Here is a 22,417-nt window from a genome sequence, read left to right on the forward strand (position 1 = left end):
GCTCCACCACACCTTAACAAAATGCTTCTTTAGCTGGTTTGCTTATAGCCTAATTTCAAGAAAATATTTTCTAGAGTTTCTTGAGTACGATGGAAATTGGAAATAGGAATACCCGCTTCTATCAAAGACTTTAACAGCGCAGCACAGTCTTCAATACTGCCAACAAACTGAACTCGCACACTCGGAACACCTGATAGAGATTCTACCTCCTGTACCTGCTCCGATTTTCTTAAAGCGGTTTGTAAATCCTCAAGATTGCCTAAGGTCGAGATTAGTAATTGTTGCTGGTCTTGATTACTGCGATCGTAGAGTGCTTGCAGTTTTGAGCTTTCTACTAAATGCCCTAGCTCCATAATCCCAATCGAAGTACAAATTTCAGCTAGATCGCTCAAAATATGCGATGAAATCAGAATCGTCATCCCTTGCTGTTGCAGAGACTTGATAATATTGCGAACCTGAACCCTAGCAAGAGGATCGAGTCCCGATACAGGCTCATCCAATAACAACAAAGTTGGATTGTGAATAATACTTCGTGCAAGGCTAAGGCGTTGCTTCATACCTCGCGAGAGCGTCGCAATTAGTTCATTCTTTTTTTGTTCTAGCTCCACCAGTTCAATTACTTCATACAATCTTTGCGATCGCTGTGGATCTTTTAGAAAATATAAACGCGCAAAATAATCGAGATAATCCCAAACTGTTAGGTCATCATAAAGAGGAAAATCATCAGGTAAATAGCCTAATTGCCGCTTCAGTTCAGGGTTATTTTGACCACGCAAAAACCGCGCCCCATTGATATAAATTTCGCCAGCGGTGGGCTCCTCAGCAGCAGCGAGCATCCGAATCAATGTTGTTTTACCTGCACCATTTGGTCCGATCAGTCCATAAACTTCACCGCGATCGATCTGCAAATCGAGATGATTCACCGCGACGTGATTGTCAAACTGTTTTGTCAATCGGTGGGTGCGAACGGTCGGTACTGCTGTCATGAGATTGCCACAAAAGTTATAGCCATGTTAACCTTCACATTGCAAATTGTGAATATATACTGCACAACTTTAAATATTAGGGAATATTATATCAATCCTCAAAATAGCGTTGCTATTTTGAGGATTGATATTAGAGTGATACATTGCTCCACTTATCCTCAGGATTATCAATATGAGCAGTCAGAACTACGACTACAAAGACCAAAATTTGCAGGATCAATCTTTTGTTGGACAAGATCTGTCAGGGATAGATTTTAGTGGTACTGACTTACGGGGATGTGATTTTACGAGAGCAATTTTGGTTGGAGCGAATTTTGAGCGGGTTGTTACGGGACAAACTCAACAACAAATTAATACTGCCATTCTCTCTATAATTATGGGCGCGATCGCGATGATCGGCATCATCGCCATACTCAGCTATGTAGTAATAATGATTGACAATCAGTTGTTTCTTTTGTTTGGAGAAACTTATAGAAAGATTAGCGGTATTTTCTCCAGTATTCTTCTTTTTATGTTGTATTTCTTTCAGGGCAATATTTTTAAGTTGTTTCCCAAAACTTCTAGCTTTTTCGGTAACTCCAGCCTCAGTATTCTCTTCGCTCTAATGCTTTTTCTCACATTAGGGCTTGCTGTCATCAGTTTTACTGGGGGTGGGGAATCATTTCTTTTGTTGATTCCGATGGTTATTTCTGCGATCGTGACCTTTAAAGTCTTCACATGGTTAATTGAATCTATTAAAAGTAGAATTGGAACTTCGTTTAAAAAAGCAAACTTAACCAATGCTAATTTTACTCATACTCTGATTGAGAACACGGATTTTTCCTTTGCTTTATTAACGGGAATCTGCATTGATGGGTGGATGCTGGATTCACATACTTTATTTGCAAACTCTCAATGTGACTATTTATATTGGAACCCACAGCGAGAAAGATATCCGCATGACAATAATTTTCAAGCGGATGAATTGAAAAAGTTTTTGAGCAAATTTATAAAAAACTAAAGGTCTTGTGAAGCAGTAAACCAACACTCAAGTGCTGGGTTTATTTATTTGCGTAAGTGCTAAAATTTCAAAATCAAGAAAAAATGTGTTCGATGAAAAATGTGATGTTTGTCTGTCAAGACAATACCTATGCTCAGATAGCTAAAGCTTGGATGTGCGATATTGTCGGGGAGCAAATTTTTGTTGAGAGTGCAGGATTAGCATTCGGTCAATGTAGTCCATACATCGCGCGGGTGATGAATGAAGTTGGTATCGACATTAGTGATAATAATCCTCAACTTCTCAGCGATTACGATCCATACAACTTTGATACTGTGATCTCATTATGCACGATGAGCATGAGGCTGCCAGAACAATGGATGATGTGTAGAAGCTTTGATGAATGGATTGTGCCTCAACCAAAAGAAGAATCATCGGAAGCATATCGATATATCAGAGACGACATTAGAGATAAAGTTGAAGTTCTTTTAAGCTATGCCTAAACCCAAAGTAGAGTTAAAGCACGAGTCGCTGTGACTCTACTTTGGGTTTACAGGTTCGTTAATTAGTCAAGATTTTTATAAAAATTTTATGATCGCATAGGCAAATCACGAATAATGCCAGTCACTAACGCATTAGCGGTTATCATAGAAAATGTTCAAAATCACGATTTTATAATCAAGTCTTCTCGAAAAACATGATGCGTAGTCACTATTGCGGTCACCTCAATGCCGAACAGATCGGACAAACAGTAAGCTTGTGCGGTTGGATCGATCGCAGACGGGATCATGGTGGCGTGATCTTTTTAGATTTGCGCGATCGCACAGGAATCTTGCAAATCGTCAGCGATCCCCAGCGCACTCCTGTCTCCTATGAACTCGCAGGGGAAATGCGAAATGAGTATGTAGTCCGAATTATCGGTAAAGTTTCTAAACGCCCAGATGAGTCACTCAATCCCAAACTTGCCACAGGTGAAGTCGAGATTTATGCTGAGTCGATTGAATTACTCAATGCTGTCAGTAAACCCCTACCATTCCTGATTTCTGAAGCAGACACGATTAAAGAAGAATTGCGTCTTAAATATCGCTACCTCGATATGCGTGGTGAGCGTCTATCCAGCAATCTCAAGCTCAGATTTGAGGTTGTTAAATCGATTCGGCGATTCCTTGAAGATGAATATGGCTTTATGGAAGTGGAAACACCGATTCTTTGTCGTTCTACACCTGAAGGTGCAAGAGATTACCTAGTGCCAAGCCGTGTGAATGCAGGACAATGGTACGCGCTGCCGCAGTCACCACAGTTATTTAAGCAATTGCTAATGGTGGGTGGTTGCGATCGCTATTATCAAATTGCGCGATGTTTCCGTGATGAAGACCTTCGCGCCGACCGTCAGCCCGAATTTACACAACTGGACATGGAAATGAGTTTCATGTCTCAAGAAGAAATCATCGAGCTAAATGAGAACCTGATTCGCTATATTTTCAAAACCGTTAAAGGTGTGGAACTTGGCGATTTCCCTCGTCTCACCTACGCCGAGTCAATGGATCGCTATGGCTGCGATCGCCCTGATACTCGCTTCGGTATGGAATTAGTCAATGTCACTGATTTGTTTGCTAATTCAGGATTCAAAGTGTTTGCCAACACTGTCGCCAATGGCGGCATGATTAAAGTCCTGCCTGTAATTGGTGGAGATGCGGCGATTTCTAATACACGTATTAAACCAGGTGGTGACCTTGCCAATCTTGTTGCTCAATATGGTGCAAAAGGGCTAGCCTTTATCCGCGTCCGCGAAGATGGTGTCATTGATACGATTGGCGCTCTCAAAGATAGCCTTACCGAAGAAGTTAAGAAGGAATTGCTAGAACGCACAGGCGCAACCGCAGGCACAATCCTGCTATTTGGTGCTGGCGAAAAGGCGATCGTGAACGAATCTCTCTACCGTTTACGCCTAGCTCTTGGTCATGAGTTGGGACTGATTGATCACGATAAGTTGAACTTTGTCTGGATTACTGACTTTCCAATGTTTGAGTGGAATGCCGACGAGAAAAGATTAGAAGCCTTGCACCATCCGTTCACCTCGCCTCGCCCTGAAGATATCGCCGATGGTCAACCCATTGATGTCAATACGATCGCACTAGCTTATGACCTCGTACTCAATGGTACAGAGATCGGCGGTGGTAGTATCCGTATTCATAAGCGCGAAGTTCAAGAGAAGGTGTTTGCTGCGATCGGGTTAACCGATGAACAGGCAAAAGAAAAGTTTGGATTCCTAATGGAAGCCTTTGAATATGGAACTCCTCCTCACGGTGGCTTAGCTTTTGGTCTTGATCGGTTAGTGATGTTGATTGCTGGAGCCGACTCGATCCGCGATGTGATCGCCTTCCCGAAAACTCAGCAAGCACGCGATCTGTTGACCGATGCGCCATCCAGTGTGGATGACTCGCAGTTAAAAGAGCTACATGTTAAGCTGTCACTACCTCCAGCTAAAAACTAAAAGAAAAGGTGAGCAATGCTCACCTTTTTTATTGCGATCGCTATCTTGAGATATTAGCGATCGCCCAAATCTATCATTACGAATTGATTCTTGCTGATCAGATTAAGAGTTTAGATTGGCAAGCGAGAAAGATAGATTTTAATGAGAAGGCTTCTGAGAATATTATTGGTTTTAACAACTTTGTACTGCACCTTGCAAGTCCCTTACGAAGGGATATATATCCTTTCTCTAATCTCGATCAACATTAACAAAGTTATAGGGAGCAGTGAAATCGTTGTAGCGGATTCTGAGGCGATTCTCAAATTGGAGATCTAAAGCTTCAACAGCTGCGGCAAATTCAGGCTCTTTATCCCAATCGATTAGGAACGAACCATTATAAATCATGCTTTCAGTGAGTAATTCACCCTCAGCATAATCATGGGATAGCGGCTTGAGGGTATCCACAAAAGCATCAATGATGATTTGTTGACGTTGCTCGATCGCAGCTTCTAGTTCTTGCCCGATCGCGATCGCTTCATCCATACTCAGCACCTTCCCAACTAAAGCTTCGCGCCTTTGTTGCAAGCCTTTATTTTCAGCTACAGCCAAATTTAACTCTTCCGTTTGATTCCAAAACAGTTTGACACTAACTTCTCGTTTTCCGATTAAGTTATCGATCAGTTCTGTAAGTTTTGCCTCGAAAGGAATTAGCAAATCTTTTTCTACCTCTTCCCATTCTTCAACCACTAGCCCGAACTGCAAAGGCAAAGGCACTGCTTTATGCGGATCGATCGCTTTCATCAATGTTTCTAAAACTGTTTCGTGGGTAATCAGGTTGGCGCGGCTGGCGAGATATCTCTCCTGCTGAGATTCACTATAGACGATCGCAAAAGGAGGGAGCGGATAAAACTGCACGGGCTGAGCATTCATGCCTTTAAGATCGAGATCTTTAACTAGATCGAGATGATCGGCTTGCAAAATTGCGTACAGGTATAAGCTCATAGTAATTAATGGTTTAGCTAATTTAATGTGAAGTGACGTGAAGAGTCACCTTACATTAAATGGTTTTAGTGATTATGGCGCGATCAAAAACTTTGCCATCAGTGGCGATCGCTTTAGTGATGATTTTATCTTGATAGACATCAAAAGTCATAAAGCTAAACTGCGAACTTACAAAAGCAGTTTGAGGTGATTTGCCAAAGCTATATAGTGGAGCACCTCCGCCGCCATTGACAATATAAGTTGTGCCATTAATCGGGACAAATCTTTCATAGCCATGATCATGTCCACAAAGATAAAGTGAAACTTTGTACTTCGCAAATATCGGCGCAAGTTTGGCAGCTAATTTAGGATTACTGCCATGTCGTCCTGATGAATATAAAGGATGATGTCCAAATACGATTTTCCAAGGAGCTGTACTATTAGCTAACTGACGATCGAGCCATGCAAGCTGCTCTAGCCAAGGAGCATTTTCATTAGTATCGATCGCAAAAAATTCAACAGTTGCCTCAGCAGTATTACCTTTTGTAAACGAATAATAGCGATCGCTCATATTAAAAAGTGGATAATTAATCTGATCGAGTCCGTTATTGGTTTTGATAATGTCATGATTACCCAATACTGCATAAAATTTCACATTCTCTTTGAGCAATGGGGCATAGGGTTCTTCAAAATATGCTTTTGCTAAACTAATTTCACCGTAGGAATAAATATTATCGCCAGCCATCAGTACGAAGGGATAGGGCTTTTGCTGATAGGTTTCCCACATGGACTTAGCGACAGCCATCTGGTCTGGACTTCCAAATCCGTTATCTGCGATCGCCGCAAATCTCACTAATGGTTCTTCAGTGGGAGCAGTAAAAGTAGGATTATTTTCGGGAGGATTACTGGCTGGAGACTTGGCTAAAACTGGCTCATATTGGTTTTTCGATTTGGCGATCGCCCCATAAATCAATGAGCCAACTACAGGTACTCCCAATAATGTCAGTAAAAGTTGACGGCGTTTCATAAATTACCAGCAAATATAATGCGAATTTACTATATCAATAAACTTAAGAAAGATCGGCAATAAGATCGGCAATAAAATTCAAATTAATTTGCAGTAACCTTTGCGAAGAGAGGACTAGAGCCGTCAAAAAGATCGGCAATGTCATTGAGGTATAGAGACAAAATCATTGATTTAATGGAGCTGCTTCTCAATACTTTGTGTAAAGAAGGATTTTTGATTTCTGACACACCCAAAAGCGCTGTAAGAATTGGATTTCCATTAAAGGCTATAGATCGGATTTTTCCATCCTTATATCCTTCTCAGGCATGTTTGTAAGAAATTTGATAAAATCAATATTAGCCCCATTTGCCAATTTGTCATGATAGCCAATACGTTAACCTCAGCATCTACTAAAGTCCTACCACTATTGGGGCGATCGCAATCTGAACTCACCGAATGGGTGGTAGCGCAAGGACAACCAAGCTATCGAGGGAAACAGCTCCATGACTGGCTATATAACAAGGGAGCGCGAAGTTTAGAAGATATTACGGTGTTCCCGAAGGCATGGCGCGAAGAATTTGCACAGAATCCGACTGTGGAAATCGGGCGATCGCAGATTCATCTCCACAAAACAACTCGCGATGGTACTGAGAAATTCCTGCTGAAGTTAGCCGATGGAGAAATTGTCGAAACCGTTGGCATTCCTACGAGTAAGCGCCTGACAGTGTGTGTTTCCACGCAAGTGGGCTGTCCGATGGCTTGCGATTTTTGTGCCACAGGTAAAGGCGGCTTTCGGCGCAACTTGGCAAAGCATGAAATTATCGATCAAGTGCTGACTGTGCAGGAAGTAATGCAGCAGCGCGTCAGCCATATTGTCTTTATGGGCATGGGCGAGCCATTGCTCAATTATGAAAACCTAGTTGGTGCGATCGCAGTCATCAACAAAGACATCGGTATTGGTCAACGTAATATCACCGTCTCCACCGTCGGCATTCCCAATCAAATCCCTCGCTTTGCAGAAGAGCATTTGCAAGTCACTCTCGCTGTCAGCCTCCATGCTCCGACTCAAGAAGTTCGCGCCCAAGTAATTCCTTCCGCCGATCGCTATCCATTGATTGCTTTGATGGATGACTGTCGTGAATATGTGGAAATTACTGGTAGAAGAATTAGTTTTGAATATACATTGCTTGCTGGTGTCAATGACTCTCCTGAACAAGCTGAGGAACTCGCATATCTAATTCGCGGCTTCCAAAGTCACGTTAATTTGATTCCCTACAATACTGTCAGTGATGCTGACTACAAGCGTCCAACCGAAAGAGCAATTCAAGCTTTTGTGCAAGTTTTGGAACATTATAAAGTTGCGGTGAGTGTACGACGCACAAGAGGACTTGAAGCAGATGCTGCTTGCGGTCAATTAAGAGGACAACATGAAAAGGCGTTAGCCAAATAAGATTATTTTTGAGAATGGTGCAAAGCACCATTCTCAAAAATAATCGATCCCAAAAAATAGGGGCGTGCTTAGCACGCCCCTATTTTTTGGGTTTTATACAAATCATTTTTTCTTTGGTGTTCCCTTATGGTTGGAAATGTTGAAAAGCCGATCGCATTTCTAGCCCGTCAATTCGATCTCCATCGATAATCTCACCGATAATCACTGCGCCAGATAATTGATTTACAAACTTCTCGGCTAAAGACAAAGGCATACATAAAACAAGTTCAAAATCTTCACCGCCATACAATACCCAATCTAAGGCATGATCGCCTGCCAAAGCCCTTACTGCTCGGTGAATTGGTAACGATCGCCAATGGATCTTTGCGCCAACTTTACTAGCACGACATATTTGGGCGATCGCATCGGCTAATCCATCACTACTATCCATTCCTGAAACAGGAAAATCAGTTGGATGATTTTGTTGGTTGAGAATCTTATGCAAAATCGCGATCGCATCAAAACGAGGAATTGGTCGCTGATGGTAATGACAAATTGCTTGAACTAAATCCTCTCCCGCTAGAATCCGATTACCAATCCGCATCGGCGCTAATAACTCCTCTTTTAACTCTTCTTTAAGTAGAAGTTCTAAACCAGCCTTTGAGAGTCCATGTAAACCCGTCATCACAATCACATCACCAACTCGCGCCTTATGTCTCTGAATGACTTGAGTTTTTGGTACTTGACCAAAGGCAGTTACCGATAAAGTTCGCACAGGCGATCGCACTGTATCGCCGCCAACCAATTCAGTGCCATAGGTTTGTAAACATTCACTAAAGCCACGATATACGCCTTCAATCCAAGCAATCTCAGTATCAGGTGGTAATCCCACAGACATGACCAAACCCCAAGGCTTAGCACCCATCGCAGCAAGATCGGATAAGTTCACAGCAGCAGCACGCCAACCAACATCTTCAGGGCTAGTGGTGCGATCGCTAAAATGTACGCCATCGATCAACATATCTGTCGTCACCACCATTTGGCGATCGGGCAAAGTTGCCCCCATGGGCGCTGCGTCATCCCCCACCACCGCACTACAATATTGCCGAAATATCTTCAGCAATCCTTGCTCACCCAAACTTTTAACTGTTGATGTCATACATTAACAAAAAATACAAGGGGCTTAAGCCCCTTGTTCAGCTTAGCTTATGGATAGAATGTTAGCTTTGGTAAAGCCATCGACTCTTCCCAGCCCATCATGATATTCATACATTGCACAGCTTGAGCAGCTTGACCTTTCATCAAATTATCGATCGCAGACACCACAATTACTCGCCCTGTGCGTTCATCGACTTCGACACCGAGATAGCAAAGATTAGTGCCTAAAGCCCATTTGGTTTGCGGGAAGATATTTTTGGGTAAAACTTGAACCCATTCGGAATTGCGGTAAAAAGACTTATAGATAGTCAGAATATCGTCTTTCACAAGTCCAGGGTCGCGCAGTTTGGCATAGACCGTCGAAAGAATGCCGCGAATCATCGGAATTAAATGCGGGGTGAATTGCACCAGCACATCTTGACCAGCCATATCGCTACAGATTTGCTCAATCTCAGGAGTATGCCTATGACTAGCAATGCCATAGGCAGCAAGAGAGCCATCTGCCTCAGCTAACAATAAATTGGTTTTAGGCTGACGACCACCACCCGATGTACCAGACTTAGCATCAATAATGATCGTACTAGGATCGACCAAACCTTGCTTTAGCAAAGGCTGTAAAGCTAATAAACTAGCAGTAGGATAGCAACCAGCACAGCCAACCAAGTCAGCCGTAGCAATGCGATCACGATAAATTTCTGGTAATCCATACACTGCCTTGGAATTAACTTCTGCGTCAGTCCGCGCCTCTTTGTACCAAGATTCATAAACTTGCAGATCGGTGAAGCGATAATCTGCGGATAAATCAAGGACTTTGCAACCCTTAGCTAGAAGCCGTGGCGCAATTTTGCTGGCTAAACCATTTGGTAATGACAAGAAGACAATCTTGCAACGATCAGCGATCGCTTCAGGTTCAAGGTTTTCGATGGGTAGGTTAACTGCATGGGCAATATGCGGATATAGATCGGCAAAATTTTGTCCTACAGAGCCACTCCCACCCATGTACGTAATGTTCACCAATGGATGCTCTAGGAGCAGTCTGACCAATTGAATGCCACCATAACCCGAAGCGCCAATAATACCTACGGGGACTCGATCCTGTGCGCTCATACCCTTACTCCATCAAAAAATATTGCAAATGCTTTTAGCGTTTGGGGTAACAACTTAGCATAAGCCAAGCCCTATCCCAAACTAATGACCAAATTAATGCTGAAAACCAGAATATTATGACGATACTTTAGTTGGTTAATACTGACTAACCACAATAAACGCAAAGTTTATTTTATTTAGAAACATTAGAAACATTTGATACACATTTTTTACTATTGAACCCTTTGACAATGCTGTCTCTCTTCACAACTCGAAAAGCTCAAAACTAGCCTAGGAATGTTAAGGCATTTCATAGATCTTAAAATCGATAAATCACCTATATGGGTGAAGAAATATGGCTTTAATTAGTATGAAATTTTGATAAATAGTAATTAAGACTATTTTTTTATTGGTTATTTGCAAATATGACACTGACTGAGATTAGATAAAATAATGTTTAGTCAGAGTTGAGTGGCAATTAACTTAAAAATATCAATCTAAACCTTGTTAAAACTTTTGGACTAGTTAATCAGTTAAATCTTGTAGGCATTTATTTCGTATTTCCATGTATTTACCTAAACGCTCTGACATTGTTGAGTATATTTTTTTGAATTCCCTAGAAAAATTAAAAAATATTTGAAAATCTAAGCGAATATTTTGTTCAATATGTTAAAAAATGTACGAGAATAGAAATGCAATTCTACGTGGGTTAAAATCCAAAGGTTTGCAAATTTTTCTTCTATTTTTAGAGAGAAATTTTCGATTTTGAAATCTTGAAATTTCTGATAATCCTATGACAGACACTGTAACTTCTCCATTAACAGGAAAAGCGCTTCTTCAAAAAGCTAAAGAGCTAAATAACTTACCCAAGCGCGAGCAAGCTAAAAAATGTGGGTATTTCACTCGAGGAAAAGACGGAGTAGATCGCGTTAATTTGACAGAGTTCTATGAAGCAGTACTGGCTGCGAGAGGATTTGCAATTAATCCTGAACAGAATAAAGATGGTCGCGGTCGTGAACCCACGTTTCGAGTTAGCGTTCATAAAAATGGTCAAATTGTGATCGGTTCTACCTATACAAGGTCAATGGGGTTGAATGAAGGTGATGAGTTTGAAATTAAGCTTGGATACAAGCATATTCATCTTATCCAGTTGAGCAACGAGCTATCGGAAGATAAAGCTGAGTAAGTAAATATACATATCAAATCTCTGTTAAATTGGATCAAGAGTAAAAGTTAATAGTCAAAAATAAATTTTTAGGCGATAAGTTTTAGGGCTTGGCTATACAAATGATTTGATCAACCAATTTGAGCGAGAAAATTAATACGGCTTTGTGGGGGAGCGTTTAATTTTCTCGCTGTTTTTATGCGTTGTACATTTCGACATGATTCTGATTTCTAAGGTTTCTTTTTATGCAACTAGTAGACACACATGTACATATTAACTTCAAGGATTTTCAATCTGATCTTGAGGCAGTTCGCGATCGCTGGCTAAGTAATGGTGTAACGCGGTTAGTACATTCTTGTGTCAGCCCCGATGAATTTATGCAAATTCAAGCTATCGCCGATCAATTTCCTGAAGTGAGTTTTGCGGTTGGTCTACATCCTCTTGACAAAACCTTGAACACGACAGGTTGGAATCCCGAAATTGGCGATCGCATCAAGTCTTTAGCGACTAGCGATCACCGTGTTGTAGCGATCGGGGAAACGGGTTTAGATTTTTTTAAATCTGACAGTAAAACTGCTCAAATTGAAGCTTTTAAGTCTCAACTCCGAACCGCGCGATCGCTAAATTTGCCTGTAATTATTCATTCTCGTGAAGCCTCAGCTGCTACTCGTCAAGTCTTGCAAGAAATCAATGCAGAGTCACCGCAAGAGCCAGTTCGCGGCGTGATGCATTGCTGGGCTGGTAATCCTGAGGAGACGCAATGGTTTGTAGATTTGGGGATGTATATCAGCTTTAGTGGTGTGGTCACTTTTAAGAATGCTCATGATTTACATGAGTCCGCCAAAATTGTACCAAGCGATCGCATTTTAGTTGAGACAGACTGTCCATTTCTTGCTCCAGTCCCGAAACGTGGCAAGCGCAACGAACCAGCCTATGTGCTCCATGTAGCTGAGAGCGTAGCGAAGTTGCGCGATGTAGATTTGGAAACATTGGCAACACAAACCACAAAAAATGCGTGTGCGCTGTTTGCCCTTTCTTAATTTTTGTTCACATAAACCCAAAGAACAAAGGAGCGCAAAGCGCTCCTTTGTTCTTTGGGTTTGCGATTGTTATAAAATTGTTTTATGCAAATATACCTAGATCATGGTGCTACAACTCCTACACGACCAGAAGTCATCGACTTGATGGTGGCGGTGATGCGATCGCAATGGGGCAATCCTTCTAGCCTGCATTGGTGGGGTGAACGTGCAACCATGACGATCGAGCGTTCGCGCCTGCAAGTAGCAAGTTTGATTAATGCAGATCCTGAAGGAATTATTTTTACGTCTGGCGGCACAGAGTCAGACAATATGGTGATCATGGGAATTGCAAGGCAATATCGCACGCCACAACACATGATCATTTCCTCCGTTGAGCATTCGGCAGTGCGCTTACCAGCCAATTATCTAGAACAACATGGCTGGGAAATCACACGATTACCTGTCAATCGTCAAGGACTTGTTGAACCAAATGATCTCGCCCGATCGCTACGCCCTAATACCGTACTTGTATCGATTATCACTGCTCAAAATGAAGTGGGGACGATGCAACCAATTGAGAAACTAGGACAAATTTGTCGTAATGCTGATGTGCTATTTCACACGGATGCGGTGCAAGCGATCGGTAAGATGTCTATTGATGTACAAACTCTACCAATTGATTTGCTGTCCCTTTCGGCGCATAAGTTTTATGGAACTCAAGGAATCGGGGTGCTGTATATTAACCCTCTGATGACTAAGAAGCGTTCGCTAATTCCGTTAATTCAAGGCGGTGGACAAGAACGTGGCTACCGTTCAGGGACTCAGGCTGTCGCCGCGATCGCAGGTTTAGGTTTAGCCGCCGAGCTAGCCGAAAAGGAGCTACCGCTAGAATCTCTACGTTTAGCCAAGTTGCGCGATCGTCTATACGCATTGCTTGCAGATATACCCGAACTTGTTCCCACAGGGCTGATGGGATGTGGCAGGTTACCGCACCACCTTAGTTTTTATCACCAACATATTGATGGTCGCCATCTTGTGCGCGAAATGAATTTCGCTGGTATCGCCATTAGCTCTGGTTCGGCATGTAGTAGCGGTGCGATCGAGCCGAGTTCAATCCTGTTAGAAATGGGATATTCGCAATCAGAAGCTCGAAATAGTATCCGCCTCACTCTAGGCAAATCCAACAATGAAGCTGATATTGAGTGGACATCTTTAGCCATGCACCAAATTCTGAGCCGCGAAAAATCGTAGAGGCAATTCATGAATTGCCTCTACAATTTTTCACGACATCCAAAAATCAAGGGTGATGCTAAGCATCACCCTTGATTTTTGGATGTCGCAAAGCGACTTTCTTACGGCACGACTAAGACAGGACAGGGCGAAAGATTAATCACTTTTTGGCTAACACTGCTGCCGTCAGGATGTTCTTCTGTCAGGCTCATTCCCCGCGAACCCATCACAATCAAGTCTGCATTAATTTCATCAGCAAAATCACAAATCACAAAAGCAGTTTTACCTTCAGCTATTTTGGCCTTAACCACAATGCCCACTTCCGCAAAGTAAGCCTCAATTTCTTTAATTAGCTCTTGTGATGAAGCGCGATCGCTATCACTAGCCTCAGGATCATCAACTGACAATAAATATAGCTGCGCATGATATTTTTGAATCAGATCAATCGCTACGGCTCCAGCTTGGCGGGTTTCTTGACTTCTGTTTAAAGGAAATAAAACAGTATTAAACATAATTCCTACCTAGCACTGCAATTCGGATATTTGATTACGAATTCAAATTTTTTTGTTTTCTTGACTCTATTTTAATAATCAAAACAGCCTAACAATCTTTAAATTTCTTAATTTTTAACATGTGATCACCTATAAGGGTAACCAGAGGTACGTAAAAAGCACTTATCTTCATTTTTTGCAGCGATCGCGCTTAACAAACGTCAGACCTTACTACATCAGTGCTAACATTGCGAGATATATAACGAAAAAAAAGTCAAAACGGAAGAAGATTATAGATGGAAGCCGTAACAAAAATCATCCCTTTTTATGGCAGGGAAATTAAATTAAGAATTGGCACGTTTGCGCCCCAAGCTGGCGGCTCAGTATTAGTCCAGTGTGGAGAGACAGCAATATTAGTGACAGCGACCAGAGGTCCTGCTCGTGACGGTGTTGATTTTGTGCCACTGCTTGTTGATTATGAAGAACGCCTATACGCAGCAGGTCGTATTCCTGGAGGTTTCTTACGTCGTGAAGGTCGCCCCCCCGAAAAAGCAACTCTTACTTGCCGCCTGATCGATCGCCCCATGCGTCCTCTTTTCCCCAATTGGTTGCGTGATGATGTGCAAATCGTCGCCACAACCATGGCGATCGATGAAAAAGTACCACCTGACGTTTTAGCCGTGACAGGCGCATCGATCGCCGCGCTAATTGCAGGACTACCATTCATGGGGCCCATGGCTGGCGTTCGTGTGGGTCTAGTTGGTGATGAATTTATCATCAATCCTACCTATGCCGAAGTTGAAGCAGGTGACCTCGACCTAGTGGTTGCAGGTACAGCCGAAGGCATCATCATGGTCGAAGCTGGCGCAAATCAATTGCCAGAAGCCGACATGATCGAAGCGATCGACTTTGGTTATGAAGCGGTGCTTGAACTAATCAAAGCTCAAATTGATTTACTGCAAGAGTTAGGGATCGCACTACCAGAAATTGTCAACCCCGAAACCGATTCCACTCTGGAAAACTTTATTGCCGATACGGTCAAAGATAAAGTTGCTCAAGTAGTGGCAAGTTGCGAAAAAGATCGCAATGTGCGCGATGCCCACCTTGATGCGATTAAGGCTGAACTCTTAGCTGCGATCGCGGCTTTACCCGATGAAGATCCTGTAAAACTAGTCGCTGACAAAAAAGTGATTAGTGCTACTTACAAGGAACTCACCAAAAAGCTGATGCGCTTGCAAGTAATTGAGCAAAGCGTTCGGATTGACGGACGCAAACTTGACGAAGTGCGCCCCATCTGGACAGAAGTAAGTGTCATTCCTCGCGTCCATGGTAGCGGTCTATTCAATCGTGGTTTGACCCAAGTATTGACGATCGCCACCCTTGGCACACCTGGGGATGCTCAGGAAATGGACGATTTGCATCCTGACGCGAAGAAGCGTTATATGCATCACTACAACTTCCCGCCCTACTCGGTTGGAGAAGCCAGACCAATGCGATCGGCTGGTCGTCGCGAAATTGGTCACGGCGCATTAGCCGAACGCGCTCTTTTGCCCGTATTGCCATCTAAAGCGGAATTCCCTTATGTTCTGCGTCTAGTATCGGAAGTTTTGTCTTCCAATGGCTCGACCTCGATGGGATCTGTCTGCGGCTCGACCCTTGCGCTGATGGATGCGGGTGTACCGATTTCCAAACCAGTCAGTGGTGTGGCAATGGGCTTGATTAAAGAAGGCGATGAAGTTCGCATTCTTACTGATATTCAAGGTATTGAAGATTTCCTTGGCGACATGGACTTCAAGGTGGCTGGTACAGACACAGGCATCACCGCTCTGCAAATGGACATGAAGATCACTAGCATCTCCATGGATACAGTCCGCTCGGCAGTAATGCAAGCTAAGACTGGTCGTGCTCACATAATGGGCAAGATGTTGGAATTGATCTCTGCGCCTAGACCTCAGCTTTCTCCCTATGCACCACGATTGCTCACGATTCGGATCGATCCTGAACAAATCGGCATGATTATTGGACCTGGAGGTAAGAACATCAAGGGAATTACTGAGGAGACTGGAGCCAAGATCGATATTGAAGATGATGGTACTGTCATGATTTCCTCGATGAGTGGGGAAGGCGCACTCAAAGCCAAGCGCATCATCGAAAATATGACCCGTCGTGTTGGTTCTGGTGATGTTTATCTTGGTAAGGTCACTCGAATTATTCCAATTGGTGCATTTGTGGAGTTCCTACCTGGTAAGGAAGGAATGGTTCATATTTCCCAATTGGCGGAAGGTCGTGTGGGTAAAGTGGAAGATGAAGTTGCTGTTGGCGATGAAGTCTTGATCAAGATTCGCGAAGTTGATAATCGTGGACGCTTTAACCTAACTCGTTTGGGTATTCACCCCGACGAAGCCGCCGCCGCACGTACTGCTGCTGCTACATCTGCTGAATAAATATCAAAAAAGGGTGGATGCGCTTCGCGCATCCACCCTTTTTTGTGTTAAAAGCTAAAAAGTATTTTGGGGGTTCAAGAAAGTAATGATTATTAAAGAACTTGATCGTATTGAAACAACTGATAAATTTGAACAAGCGGGATACCGTGCAGAATCTCAGCTAGCTTTTTATCTGAGCCGAGAATTTAAAGATGATCCATGGTTTCTAGTTTTTAATAATCTGCGTTTTGAAAAAGTAGGGGATGCTTGTCAGATCGATCATTTAGTACTTCATCGCTTTGGAATTATAATCATTGAGAGCAAAAGCGTCACAACTCGCGTTGAGGTAAATGAACTCGGTGAGTGGAAACGTTGGTTTAATAATGATTGGCAAGGAATGCCTTCACCAATTTTACAAGCTCAGCGCCAAGGGAAATTTCTCAAGGACTATTTAGAAGATCATGTTGAGACGCTTCTGAATAAAATGCTTTTTGGCAAGCAATCCCATTTTACGAAAATGCCAATTGATGTGCTAGTTGCAATTTCTGATGCAGGAATTATCAACCGCCCAAAAAATGACAAGCTCGATATTGTTTGTAAAGCTGATCAAATTCCTGACAAAATTAAGGCAATCGCTACAGAATATCGAAAAAAAGATAGCTTGTTAAGCCTGAGTTTGGAGATTCCTTATGAGATTGCAAAAGACGAATTGCCGAGGATTAGTCAATTTTTATTAACGCACCACAAACCTGCAAAAATTAAGGGAGCTTCAATCAATACGAATATTAAACCAACAAATAATCCACCTCAAGCCATTTCAGAGAGTGAACTTCCTCCAGCCACAAATCAGATCGCATCTGTCAAACCAATATCACCTCAGAAAAAGATTATTTCCGTCGTTCCTAACGATACGCAGAAACCAGACATTAAACTTAAGCCCGTCGTCAAAACCATAAATTCAGCTTCAACAAGCACCTGCTCCCATTGCCAAAGCCCAAATCTGACATTGCTTTATGTTCACAGTTATTTCTTTAAATGTAGCGATTGCGGTAAAAATACGGCGATTAAAAATATTTGTTCATCTTGTGGCGATCGCAAAAAAATTAGAAAAAGTGGCTTACAGTTTTTTTGTGAATGCGAAAAATGCGTTACTTCACAGTTGTTTCATACTAATCCTTAGATAAATAGATGCTAATTCACAAAGACAAGAATCTTTTTGGCGAGAACTGAAGATGCCCATCATGTCTACTCAAGATACAGGCTGCTCAATCGTTCCCTATTTCAAAATTGCTGAAGGCAAAACAGAAGAATTTAAGGCTATATGCGATCGCTTTGTAGAAAAGACTAAAACTGAACCGAAATGTCTCTACTATAGATTCAGCTTTTGGGAAGATGTTGCGCATTGTCGCGAAGCCTATGCAGACGCTGAGGGACTATTATTCCATTTAGAAAATGTGGGCAATATCTTGAATGAAGCCCTCCAAATAGCAGAATTAATTCAGTTGGAGATTCATGGCTGCGAAGCAGAACTAGCGAAATTGCGAGAGCCTTTAGCAGCACTGAACCCTAAATTTTTTGTCCTCGAATATGGATTTCGCAATTGAGAAAGATGACTCTTCACGACGCTTTTGCCTATTGCAAACGAGATTGCTAAGGAGAATGTCAATCTTTGCAAAGCTTAGTAAATAAATGTAATGGGTAGTAAATTTAGTGCTTATAAGGTAGATATACTTAAGAAGTATCAAGGTTTTCAAGTTATTTACTAAGTTGTAAAAAACTTTGATATTGGAGCTTACTAATGCGTAAGTTATCGCATTTTTCTTGGTTAGACATTAAGGCTTCAAATCTTATCTTTGCATGGATCTAATCACTAATGTGGTTAGGGAGTTAAATCATTATGACTAGCTCAACTTTTGCCTCAGAACTATCCAGAACTGTTCCCAAAGAACAAGCATTAATACTTTGGTTTGAAGAAGTGGGAATTGCTGACATTCCCTTTGTGGGTGGGAAAAATGCTTCGCTGGGGGAAATGATTCGCCAGCTTCAACCCAAGGGAGTGAATGTTCCTAATGGATTTGCCACAACTGCTTATGCTTTCCGTCATTTCATTGAGAAGGCTGGCTTGGAAACAAAATTACGCGAACTATTTGCCGATCTTGATATTGAGGATATGAATAACCTGCGCGATCGCGGTCGTATGGCTCGTGCTTTGGTTCTTAGTACACCATTTCCTGAAGATCTGCAAATGGCGATCGCTATGTCCTACCAGAAACTATGCGACTGCGAATTGTCCTGTGGTAAAGAAGCTGATGTTGCCGTGCGTTCTAGCGCCACAGCCGAAGATTTGCCCGATGCCAGTTTTGCTGGACAGCAGGAAACCTATCTCAATGTCTATGGTGCTAACGAAGTCGTGGATGCTTGTCATCGCTGCTTCGCCTCGCTATTCACTGATCGCGCGATTTCCTATCGCACCATCAATGGCTTTGACCATTTCGATATTGCCCTCTCTGTCGGCGTGCAAAAAATGGTGCGTTCCGATCTCGCCTCCTCTGGCGTGATGTTCTCCATTGACACCGAAACAGGCTTTAAAAATGCAGCACTGATTACTGCCGCCTATGGTTTAGGTGAAAACGTGGTGCAGGGCGCTGTCAATCCCGATGAGTATTTTGTATTCAAACCGACACTCAAACAAGGCTTCCGTCCGATTCTCGAAAAGCGCCTTGGCACAAAGGAAATCAAGATGGTCTATGACATTGGCGGCGGTAAGCTGACCAAGAATATTCCTGTCCCAGTTTCCGAGCGCGTCAAGTTTGCCATTACCGACGATGAGATTCTCAAGCTCGCAGAATGGGCTTGCATCATCGAAGATCACTATTCGGAAGTGCGTGGTAAGTTGTCGCCAATGGATATTGAATGGGCGAAGGATGGCAGAACTGGCGAATTGTTCATCGTCCAAGCACGTCCTGAAACCGTTCAATCGCAAAAATCAGGCAACATTCTCAAGAATTACAAACTGAATGGTTCCAGTGATGTCCTGATTACGGGGCGTGCTGTTGGTGAGATGATTGGTCAAGGCAAGGCAAATGTAATTCTGGAAGTGCATAATATTGAGGATTTCCAAGCTGGACAAGTGCTAGTCACTAACAAGACCGACCCTGACTGGGAGCCAATCATGAAAAAGGCTAGTGCGATCGTCACCAATCAAGGTGGACGTACCTGCCATGCGGCGATTATTGCGCGAGAAATGGGTATTCCTGCGATCGTTGGTTGCGGCAATGCCACAGGTGTGATCAAGACAGGGCAAGAAGTGACGATTTCCTGCGCTGGCGGCGAAGAAGGCAAGGTTTACGATGGTCTAGTTCCCTTTGAAATTGTCGAGACTTCTCTCGATAATTTGCCCAAGCTTTCCACCAAGATTTTGATGAATGTTGGCAATCCTGAAGAGGCTTTTGGCTTATCTTCGATTCCCTGCGATGGCGTGGGCTTGGCGAGAATGGAATTTATCATTGCCAATCACATCAAGGCTCATCCTCTGGCATTGATGAATTTTGATACCCTTGAAGACAAGGCTGCGAAATGGGAAATTTCGCAATTGACTGCAAGGTATGAGAACAAAGCTGATTTCTTTGTTGATAAGCTTGCCCACGGCATTGGCACGATCGCAGCCGCTTTTTATCCTAAACCTGTCGTAGTGCGGATGTCTGACTTCAAGAGCAATGAATATGCCAATCTGCTCGGCGGTCGAGCCTTTGAGCCTGTGGAAGAGAATCCGATGATCGGCTGGCGTGGAGCATCGCGCTACTACGATCCGAAATATCGCGAAGCCTATGGCTTAGAATGCCAAGCCCTGAAGCGTGTCCGTGATGATATGGGCTTAACCAATGTGATTCCGATGATTCCTTTCTGTCGCACGCCTGAGGAAGGTCGCAAGGTGCTTGCCGAGATGGCAAAGCATGGCTTGAAGCGTGGAGAGAATGGGCTCGAAGTCTATGTGATGTGCGAAATCCCCAGTAATGTGATCTTGGCGGATGAGTTCTCGCAGGTATTCGATGGCTTCTCAATTGGCTCTAATGATCTCACGCAGTTGACTCTCGGCTTAGATCGGGATTCATCTCTAGTCGCGCATATCTTCGATGAGCGTAACGAAGCCGTGAAATCGATGATTCGCACGATCATTCAACGAGCCAAGGCAAACCATCGCAAGATCGGGATCTGTGGTCAAGCACCCAGTGATTATCCAGAATTTGCGAAGTTCCTTGTCGAGCAAGGCATTGACTCAATCAGTCTTAATCCTGATTCTGTGCTGAAGACGATGCTGGCGATCGCATAATTACAGCGCAAAGCGCTCAAACCCGAACCAATAAATTTTTTAAAAGTGTTGCAAAGCAACACTTTTAAAAAATTTATTGTGGTTCGTTTGAGCGCAACAAAAAAGCCGTCACCAGTTGGTGACGGCTTTTTTGTTCCCAAAAATTACCAGCTAGATTTAACTACGCCTGGCAATAAGCCTTGGTGAGCCATCTCACGCAAAACGTTGCGGCATAAGCCGAAATCTTTGTAATAGCCACGAGGTCTACCAGTTGCCCAGCAGCGATTGCGGTGGCGAGTAGGGTTGGCATTACGAGGAATTTGTTGGATTTCACGGTGGACAGCAACTTTTTGTTGTTGTGTCAGTTCAGGACTGGCAAACTTTTCTTTAAGTGCTTCGAGTTTAGCTGCATACTTTTCAGCTAATTTGGTGCGCTTTTTCTCGCGCTCGATCATGCTTTTCTTAGCCATTGCTGTTCTATCAGGTGATGTAGAGGTAAAAGTCTAAAAATTTAATACAATTCGCGACAGTTACCGATCATAACCTAAATAGCCAATTTATTGAGCATAATTTTTAATTTCATAATTTTTAGCCGATCACCCAGCCATTAGAATGATCGAGATCGCGCGATCATTCTAATTTATGCAGCTTGTAAAACTGGAATTGCTTGAAACTTTTGGCGTTTGGGTAATGGTTCGCCTTTTTCTATGGCAGTTTCTACTAGCAGTTCAATCACTTCTTGAGCATTTTGAACTGCCTCTAAGTAAGTATTCCCATGTGTGCAAGGTTGCATCACATTCGTAAATTCGGGTAAAAAGACAACAAAGCAATTATCTTCATCAGACCATTGAATGAGAATTGTGTATTGCATAGTTTTTATTCCTCAGTATTTAGTTCTCTGATTTCTTCTAGGGCTTCATTGATCTGCTTTTCTAAGTAGGTTTTGGCATCACTCCCATCTTTACCTGAAATAACAATTTTTCTTAACAATTTAGGGTGTGACCATTTGGAATGACTACCTTTTGCCGATTCGCTGGTAAATCCTGCCTTCAGCAACATACTTTTTAGTTCTCGAATCTTTTTTGGCATAAATGCTTATTTTTTAATCTAGGGATATTTTAGGCGATCGCACTGACATGAGCCAGATCTCGATCGCGAAGTTTTTAGATCAGTTACAGATATTTCAACTATTTACTACTAGGCTGTATTACAGAAACACTCAGTCAGAAAATTTGTGAAATTAGCATTGTTGGAGTATGAGTTAAGCTGTGGCTTTGATTGGACTGATCAAGAGCAAGAGGCGATCGCCTATTTAGAGACAGTAATCGGAGATTGTCCGCTGGAAACTTTGATCCACGATGGCAAACGAGAGCTAAAAGCGAGGCAATATGTGGGCGTATTTCGTTTAGGCGATCGCACAGTACAAGTTTTACCAAAAATGTATCGTTCCACTGATCGGGAAAACCAAAATCAGGAAGCAGTGCGAAATTTGCTATATATGCTGGAATATACCAACCAGTTAAGTGTCAAGCAATATTCATTGGCTTCTCTATCAGGCACTGGTCAGTTAAGACGTGAGAAGTAAAATAAAGAGGCAGAGACAAGGAGAAAGGCATGGAATGTCCACACTGCCAAAGCGAAAAGATAGTCAAGAACGGCAAAGATTATCACCAAGACGGAAA

At 42.7% G+C, this 22,417-nt stretch carries 22 protein-coding genes; 13 read left to right on the forward strand and 9 right to left on the reverse strand.

Features of this window, described 5'->3' with window-relative positions:
• Positions 1-29 precede the first annotated feature (29 nt).
• A complete protein-coding gene (locus PseudUWO311_RS21460) occupies positions 30-986 on the reverse strand; it encodes an ABC transporter ATP-binding protein (protein ID WP_142657274.1) in 957 nt (318 codons plus the stop codon).
• 172 nt (positions 987-1,158) lie between these two features.
• Here PseudUWO311_RS21460 and PseudUWO311_RS21465 point away from each other — a divergent pair, with 172 nt between their 5' ends.
• From PseudUWO311_RS21465 to PseudUWO311_RS24210, 4 genes are all read left to right on the forward strand, one after another.
• Complete coding sequence (locus PseudUWO311_RS21465; RefSeq protein ID WP_142657275.1) at positions 1,159-1,986, forward strand: pentapeptide repeat-containing protein; 828 nt, start codon at positions 1,159-1,161, stop codon at positions 1,984-1,986.
• Positions 1,987-2,069: 83 nt separating this feature from the next.
• Positions 2,070-2,468 (forward strand): low molecular weight phosphatase family protein, encoded by a 399-nt coding sequence (locus PseudUWO311_RS21470; RefSeq protein WP_142657276.1) that lies wholly within the window; start codon positions 2,070-2,072, stop codon positions 2,466-2,468.
• Positions 2,469-2,665: 197 nt separating this feature from the next.
• Positions 2,666-4,459, forward strand: coding sequence for an aspartate--tRNA ligase (aspS, locus tag PseudUWO311_RS21475; protein WP_142657294.1), 1,794 nt, complete (start codon positions 2,666-2,668; stop codon positions 4,457-4,459).
• Positions 4,460-4,467: 8 nt separating this feature from the next.
• On the forward strand, positions 4,468-4,707 hold the full coding sequence (locus tag PseudUWO311_RS24210) for a hypothetical protein (RefSeq protein ID WP_190303604.1): 240 nt from the start codon (positions 4,468-4,470) through the stop codon (positions 4,705-4,707).
• Here PseudUWO311_RS24210 and PseudUWO311_RS21485 read toward each other — a convergent pair.
• Together PseudUWO311_RS21485 and PseudUWO311_RS21490 are read right to left on the reverse strand one after the other, a co-directional pair.
• On the reverse strand, positions 4,688-5,440 hold the full coding sequence (locus PseudUWO311_RS21485) for a GvpL/GvpF family gas vesicle protein (protein WP_142657277.1): 753 nt from the start codon (positions 5,438-5,440) through the stop codon (positions 4,688-4,690). The genes PseudUWO311_RS24210 and PseudUWO311_RS21485 overlap by 20 nt on opposite strands.
• A gap of 55 nt (positions 5,441-5,495) precedes the next feature.
• Positions 5,496-6,446 (reverse strand): metallophosphoesterase, encoded by a 951-nt coding sequence (locus tag PseudUWO311_RS21490; protein ID WP_142657278.1) that lies wholly within the window; start codon positions 6,444-6,446, stop codon positions 5,496-5,498.
• 358 nt (positions 6,447-6,804) lie between these two features.
• On the opposite strand from PseudUWO311_RS21490, the gene rlmN reads away from it, so the two are divergent.
• Positions 6,805-7,875, forward strand: a complete 1,071-nt coding sequence (gene rlmN, locus PseudUWO311_RS21495) for a 23S rRNA (adenine(2503)-C(2))-methyltransferase RlmN (RefSeq protein WP_142657279.1) — start codon at positions 6,805-6,807, stop codon at positions 7,873-7,875.
• Positions 7,876-7,999: 124 nt separating this feature from the next.
• Here the strand turns inward: rlmN and thiL are convergent, their stop codons facing one another.
• Positions 8,000-9,013, reverse strand: a complete 1,014-nt coding sequence (gene thiL / locus PseudUWO311_RS21500; RefSeq protein WP_142657280.1) for a thiamine-phosphate kinase — start codon at positions 9,011-9,013, stop codon at positions 8,000-8,002.
• 47 nt (positions 9,014-9,060) lie between these two features.
• A complete protein-coding gene (gene argC, locus PseudUWO311_RS21505) occupies positions 9,061-10,119 on the reverse strand; it encodes an N-acetyl-gamma-glutamyl-phosphate reductase (protein ID WP_142657281.1) in 1,059 nt (352 codons plus the stop codon).
• 772 nt (positions 10,120-10,891) lie between these two features.
• Between argC and PseudUWO311_RS21510 the strand changes: the two genes are divergently transcribed.
• From PseudUWO311_RS21510 to PseudUWO311_RS21520, 3 genes are all read left to right on the forward strand, one after another.
• Complete coding sequence (locus tag PseudUWO311_RS21510) at positions 10,892-11,284, forward strand: AbrB family transcriptional regulator (RefSeq protein ID WP_142657282.1); 393 nt, start codon at positions 10,892-10,894, stop codon at positions 11,282-11,284.
• A gap of 224 nt (positions 11,285-11,508) precedes the next feature.
• Entirely contained in the window at positions 11,509-12,303 is a 795-nt protein-coding gene (locus PseudUWO311_RS21515) for a TatD family hydrolase (protein ID WP_142657283.1), read from the forward strand.
• Between the two features lie 84 nt (positions 12,304-12,387).
• On the forward strand, positions 12,388-13,533 hold the full coding sequence (locus PseudUWO311_RS21520; protein ID WP_142657284.1) for a cysteine desulfurase family protein: 1,146 nt from the start codon (positions 12,388-12,390) through the stop codon (positions 13,531-13,533).
• Between the two features lie 101 nt (positions 13,534-13,634).
• Here the strand turns inward: PseudUWO311_RS21520 and PseudUWO311_RS21525 are convergent, their stop codons facing one another.
• A complete protein-coding gene (locus tag PseudUWO311_RS21525; RefSeq protein WP_142657285.1) occupies positions 13,635-14,024 on the reverse strand; it encodes a universal stress protein in 390 nt (129 codons plus the stop codon).
• A 275-nt stretch (positions 14,025-14,299) separates the two neighbouring features.
• Here PseudUWO311_RS21525 and pnp point away from each other — a divergent pair, with 275 nt between their 5' ends.
• From pnp to ppsA, 4 genes are all read left to right on the forward strand, one after another.
• Positions 14,300-16,447 (forward strand): polyribonucleotide nucleotidyltransferase, encoded by a 2,148-nt coding sequence (gene pnp / locus PseudUWO311_RS21530; RefSeq protein ID WP_142657286.1) that lies wholly within the window; start codon positions 14,300-14,302, stop codon positions 16,445-16,447.
• An 85-nt stretch (positions 16,448-16,532) separates the two neighbouring features.
• Positions 16,533-17,606: a nuclease-related domain-containing protein gene (locus PseudUWO311_RS21535; protein WP_142657287.1), complete on the forward strand. Its 1,074-nt coding sequence runs from the start codon at positions 16,533-16,535 to the stop codon at positions 17,604-17,606.
• 61 nt (positions 17,607-17,667) lie between these two features.
• Entirely contained in the window at positions 17,668-18,030 is a 363-nt protein-coding gene (locus PseudUWO311_RS21540; RefSeq protein ID WP_142657288.1) for a putative quinol monooxygenase, read from the forward strand.
• A gap of 293 nt (positions 18,031-18,323) precedes the next feature.
• Positions 18,324-20,756, forward strand: coding sequence for a phosphoenolpyruvate synthase (ppsA, locus tag PseudUWO311_RS21545; protein ID WP_142657289.1), 2,433 nt, complete (start codon positions 18,324-18,326; stop codon positions 20,754-20,756).
• 143 nt (positions 20,757-20,899) lie between these two features.
• Here the strand turns inward: ppsA and rpsN are convergent, their stop codons facing one another.
• The 3 genes from rpsN to PseudUWO311_RS21560 form a co-directional block, all read right to left on the reverse strand.
• Positions 20,900-21,205 carry a 30S ribosomal protein S14 gene (rpsN, locus tag PseudUWO311_RS21550; protein ID WP_103666575.1) on the reverse strand — a complete coding sequence of 102 codons (306 nt, stop codon included), beginning with the start codon at positions 21,203-21,205 and terminating at the stop codon, positions 20,900-20,902.
• A 170-nt stretch (positions 21,206-21,375) separates the two neighbouring features.
• Entirely contained in the window at positions 21,376-21,606 is a 231-nt protein-coding gene (locus PseudUWO311_RS21555) for a type II toxin-antitoxin system HicB family antitoxin (protein ID WP_142657290.1), read from the reverse strand.
• Between the two features lie 5 nt (positions 21,607-21,611).
• On the reverse strand, positions 21,612-21,824 hold the full coding sequence (locus PseudUWO311_RS21560) for a type II toxin-antitoxin system HicA family toxin (protein ID WP_142657291.1): 213 nt from the start codon (positions 21,822-21,824) through the stop codon (positions 21,612-21,614).
• A 145-nt stretch (positions 21,825-21,969) separates the two neighbouring features.
• Here PseudUWO311_RS21560 and PseudUWO311_RS21565 point away from each other — a divergent pair, with 145 nt between their 5' ends.
• Complete coding sequence (locus PseudUWO311_RS21565) at positions 21,970-22,320, forward strand: 5-methylcytosine restriction system specificity protein McrC (protein WP_142657292.1); 351 nt, start codon at positions 21,970-21,972, stop codon at positions 22,318-22,320.
• Positions 22,321-22,417: the final 97 nt, after the last annotated feature.

Source organism: Pseudanabaena sp. UWO311, assembly GCF_006937785.1.
Classification (GTDB): Bacteria; Cyanobacteriota; Cyanobacteriia; order Pseudanabaenales; family Pseudanabaenaceae; genus Pseudanabaena.

Coding starts and splice junctions, on each gene's coding strand:
- PseudUWO311_RS21460 (WP_142657274.1), bottom strand. CDS start 986: ATGACAGCAGTACCGACCGTTCGCACCCACCGATTGACAAAACAGTTT.
- PseudUWO311_RS21465 (WP_142657275.1), top strand. CDS start 1,159: ATGAGCAGTCAGAACTACGACTACAAAGACCAAAATTTGCAGGATCAA.
- PseudUWO311_RS21470 (WP_142657276.1), top strand. CDS start 2,070: ATGTGTTCGATGAAAAATGTGATGTTTGTCTGTCAAGACAATACCTAT.
- aspS (WP_142657294.1), top strand. CDS start 2,666: ATGCGTAGTCACTATTGCGGTCACCTCAATGCCGAACAGATCGGACAA.
- PseudUWO311_RS21485 (WP_142657277.1), bottom strand. CDS start 5,440: ATGAGCTTATACCTGTACGCAATTTTGCAAGCCGATCATCTCGATCTA.
- PseudUWO311_RS21490 (WP_142657278.1), bottom strand. CDS start 6,446: ATGAAACGCCGTCAACTTTTACTGACATTATTGGGAGTACCTGTAGTT.
- rlmN (WP_142657279.1), top strand. CDS start 6,805: ATGATAGCCAATACGTTAACCTCAGCATCTACTAAAGTCCTACCACTA.
- thiL (WP_142657280.1), bottom strand. CDS start 9,013: ATGACATCAACAGTTAAAAGTTTGGGTGAGCAAGGATTGCTGAAGATA.
- argC (WP_142657281.1), bottom strand. CDS start 10,119: ATGAGCGCACAGGATCGAGTCCCCGTAGGTATTATTGGCGCTTCGGGT.
- PseudUWO311_RS21510 (WP_142657282.1), top strand. CDS start 10,892: ATGACAGACACTGTAACTTCTCCATTAACAGGAAAAGCGCTTCTTCAA.
- PseudUWO311_RS21515 (WP_142657283.1), top strand. CDS start 11,509: ATGCAACTAGTAGACACACATGTACATATTAACTTCAAGGATTTTCAA.
- PseudUWO311_RS21520 (WP_142657284.1), top strand. CDS start 12,388: ATGCAAATATACCTAGATCATGGTGCTACAACTCCTACACGACCAGAA.
- PseudUWO311_RS21525 (WP_142657285.1), bottom strand. CDS start 14,024: ATGTTTAATACTGTTTTATTTCCTTTAAACAGAAGTCAAGAAACCCGC.
- pnp (WP_142657286.1), top strand. CDS start 14,300: ATGGAAGCCGTAACAAAAATCATCCCTTTTTATGGCAGGGAAATTAAA.
- PseudUWO311_RS21535 (WP_142657287.1), top strand. CDS start 16,533: ATGATTATTAAAGAACTTGATCGTATTGAAACAACTGATAAATTTGAA.
- PseudUWO311_RS21540 (WP_142657288.1), top strand. CDS start 17,668: ATGTCTACTCAAGATACAGGCTGCTCAATCGTTCCCTATTTCAAAATT.
- ppsA (WP_142657289.1), top strand. CDS start 18,324: ATGACTAGCTCAACTTTTGCCTCAGAACTATCCAGAACTGTTCCCAAA.
- rpsN (WP_103666575.1), bottom strand. CDS start 21,205: ATGGCTAAGAAAAGCATGATCGAGCGCGAGAAAAAGCGCACCAAATTA.
- PseudUWO311_RS21555 (WP_142657290.1), bottom strand. CDS start 21,606: ATGCAATACACAATTCTCATTCAATGGTCTGATGAAGATAATTGCTTT.
- PseudUWO311_RS21560 (WP_142657291.1), bottom strand. CDS start 21,824: ATGCCAAAAAAGATTCGAGAACTAAAAAGTATGTTGCTGAAGGCAGGA.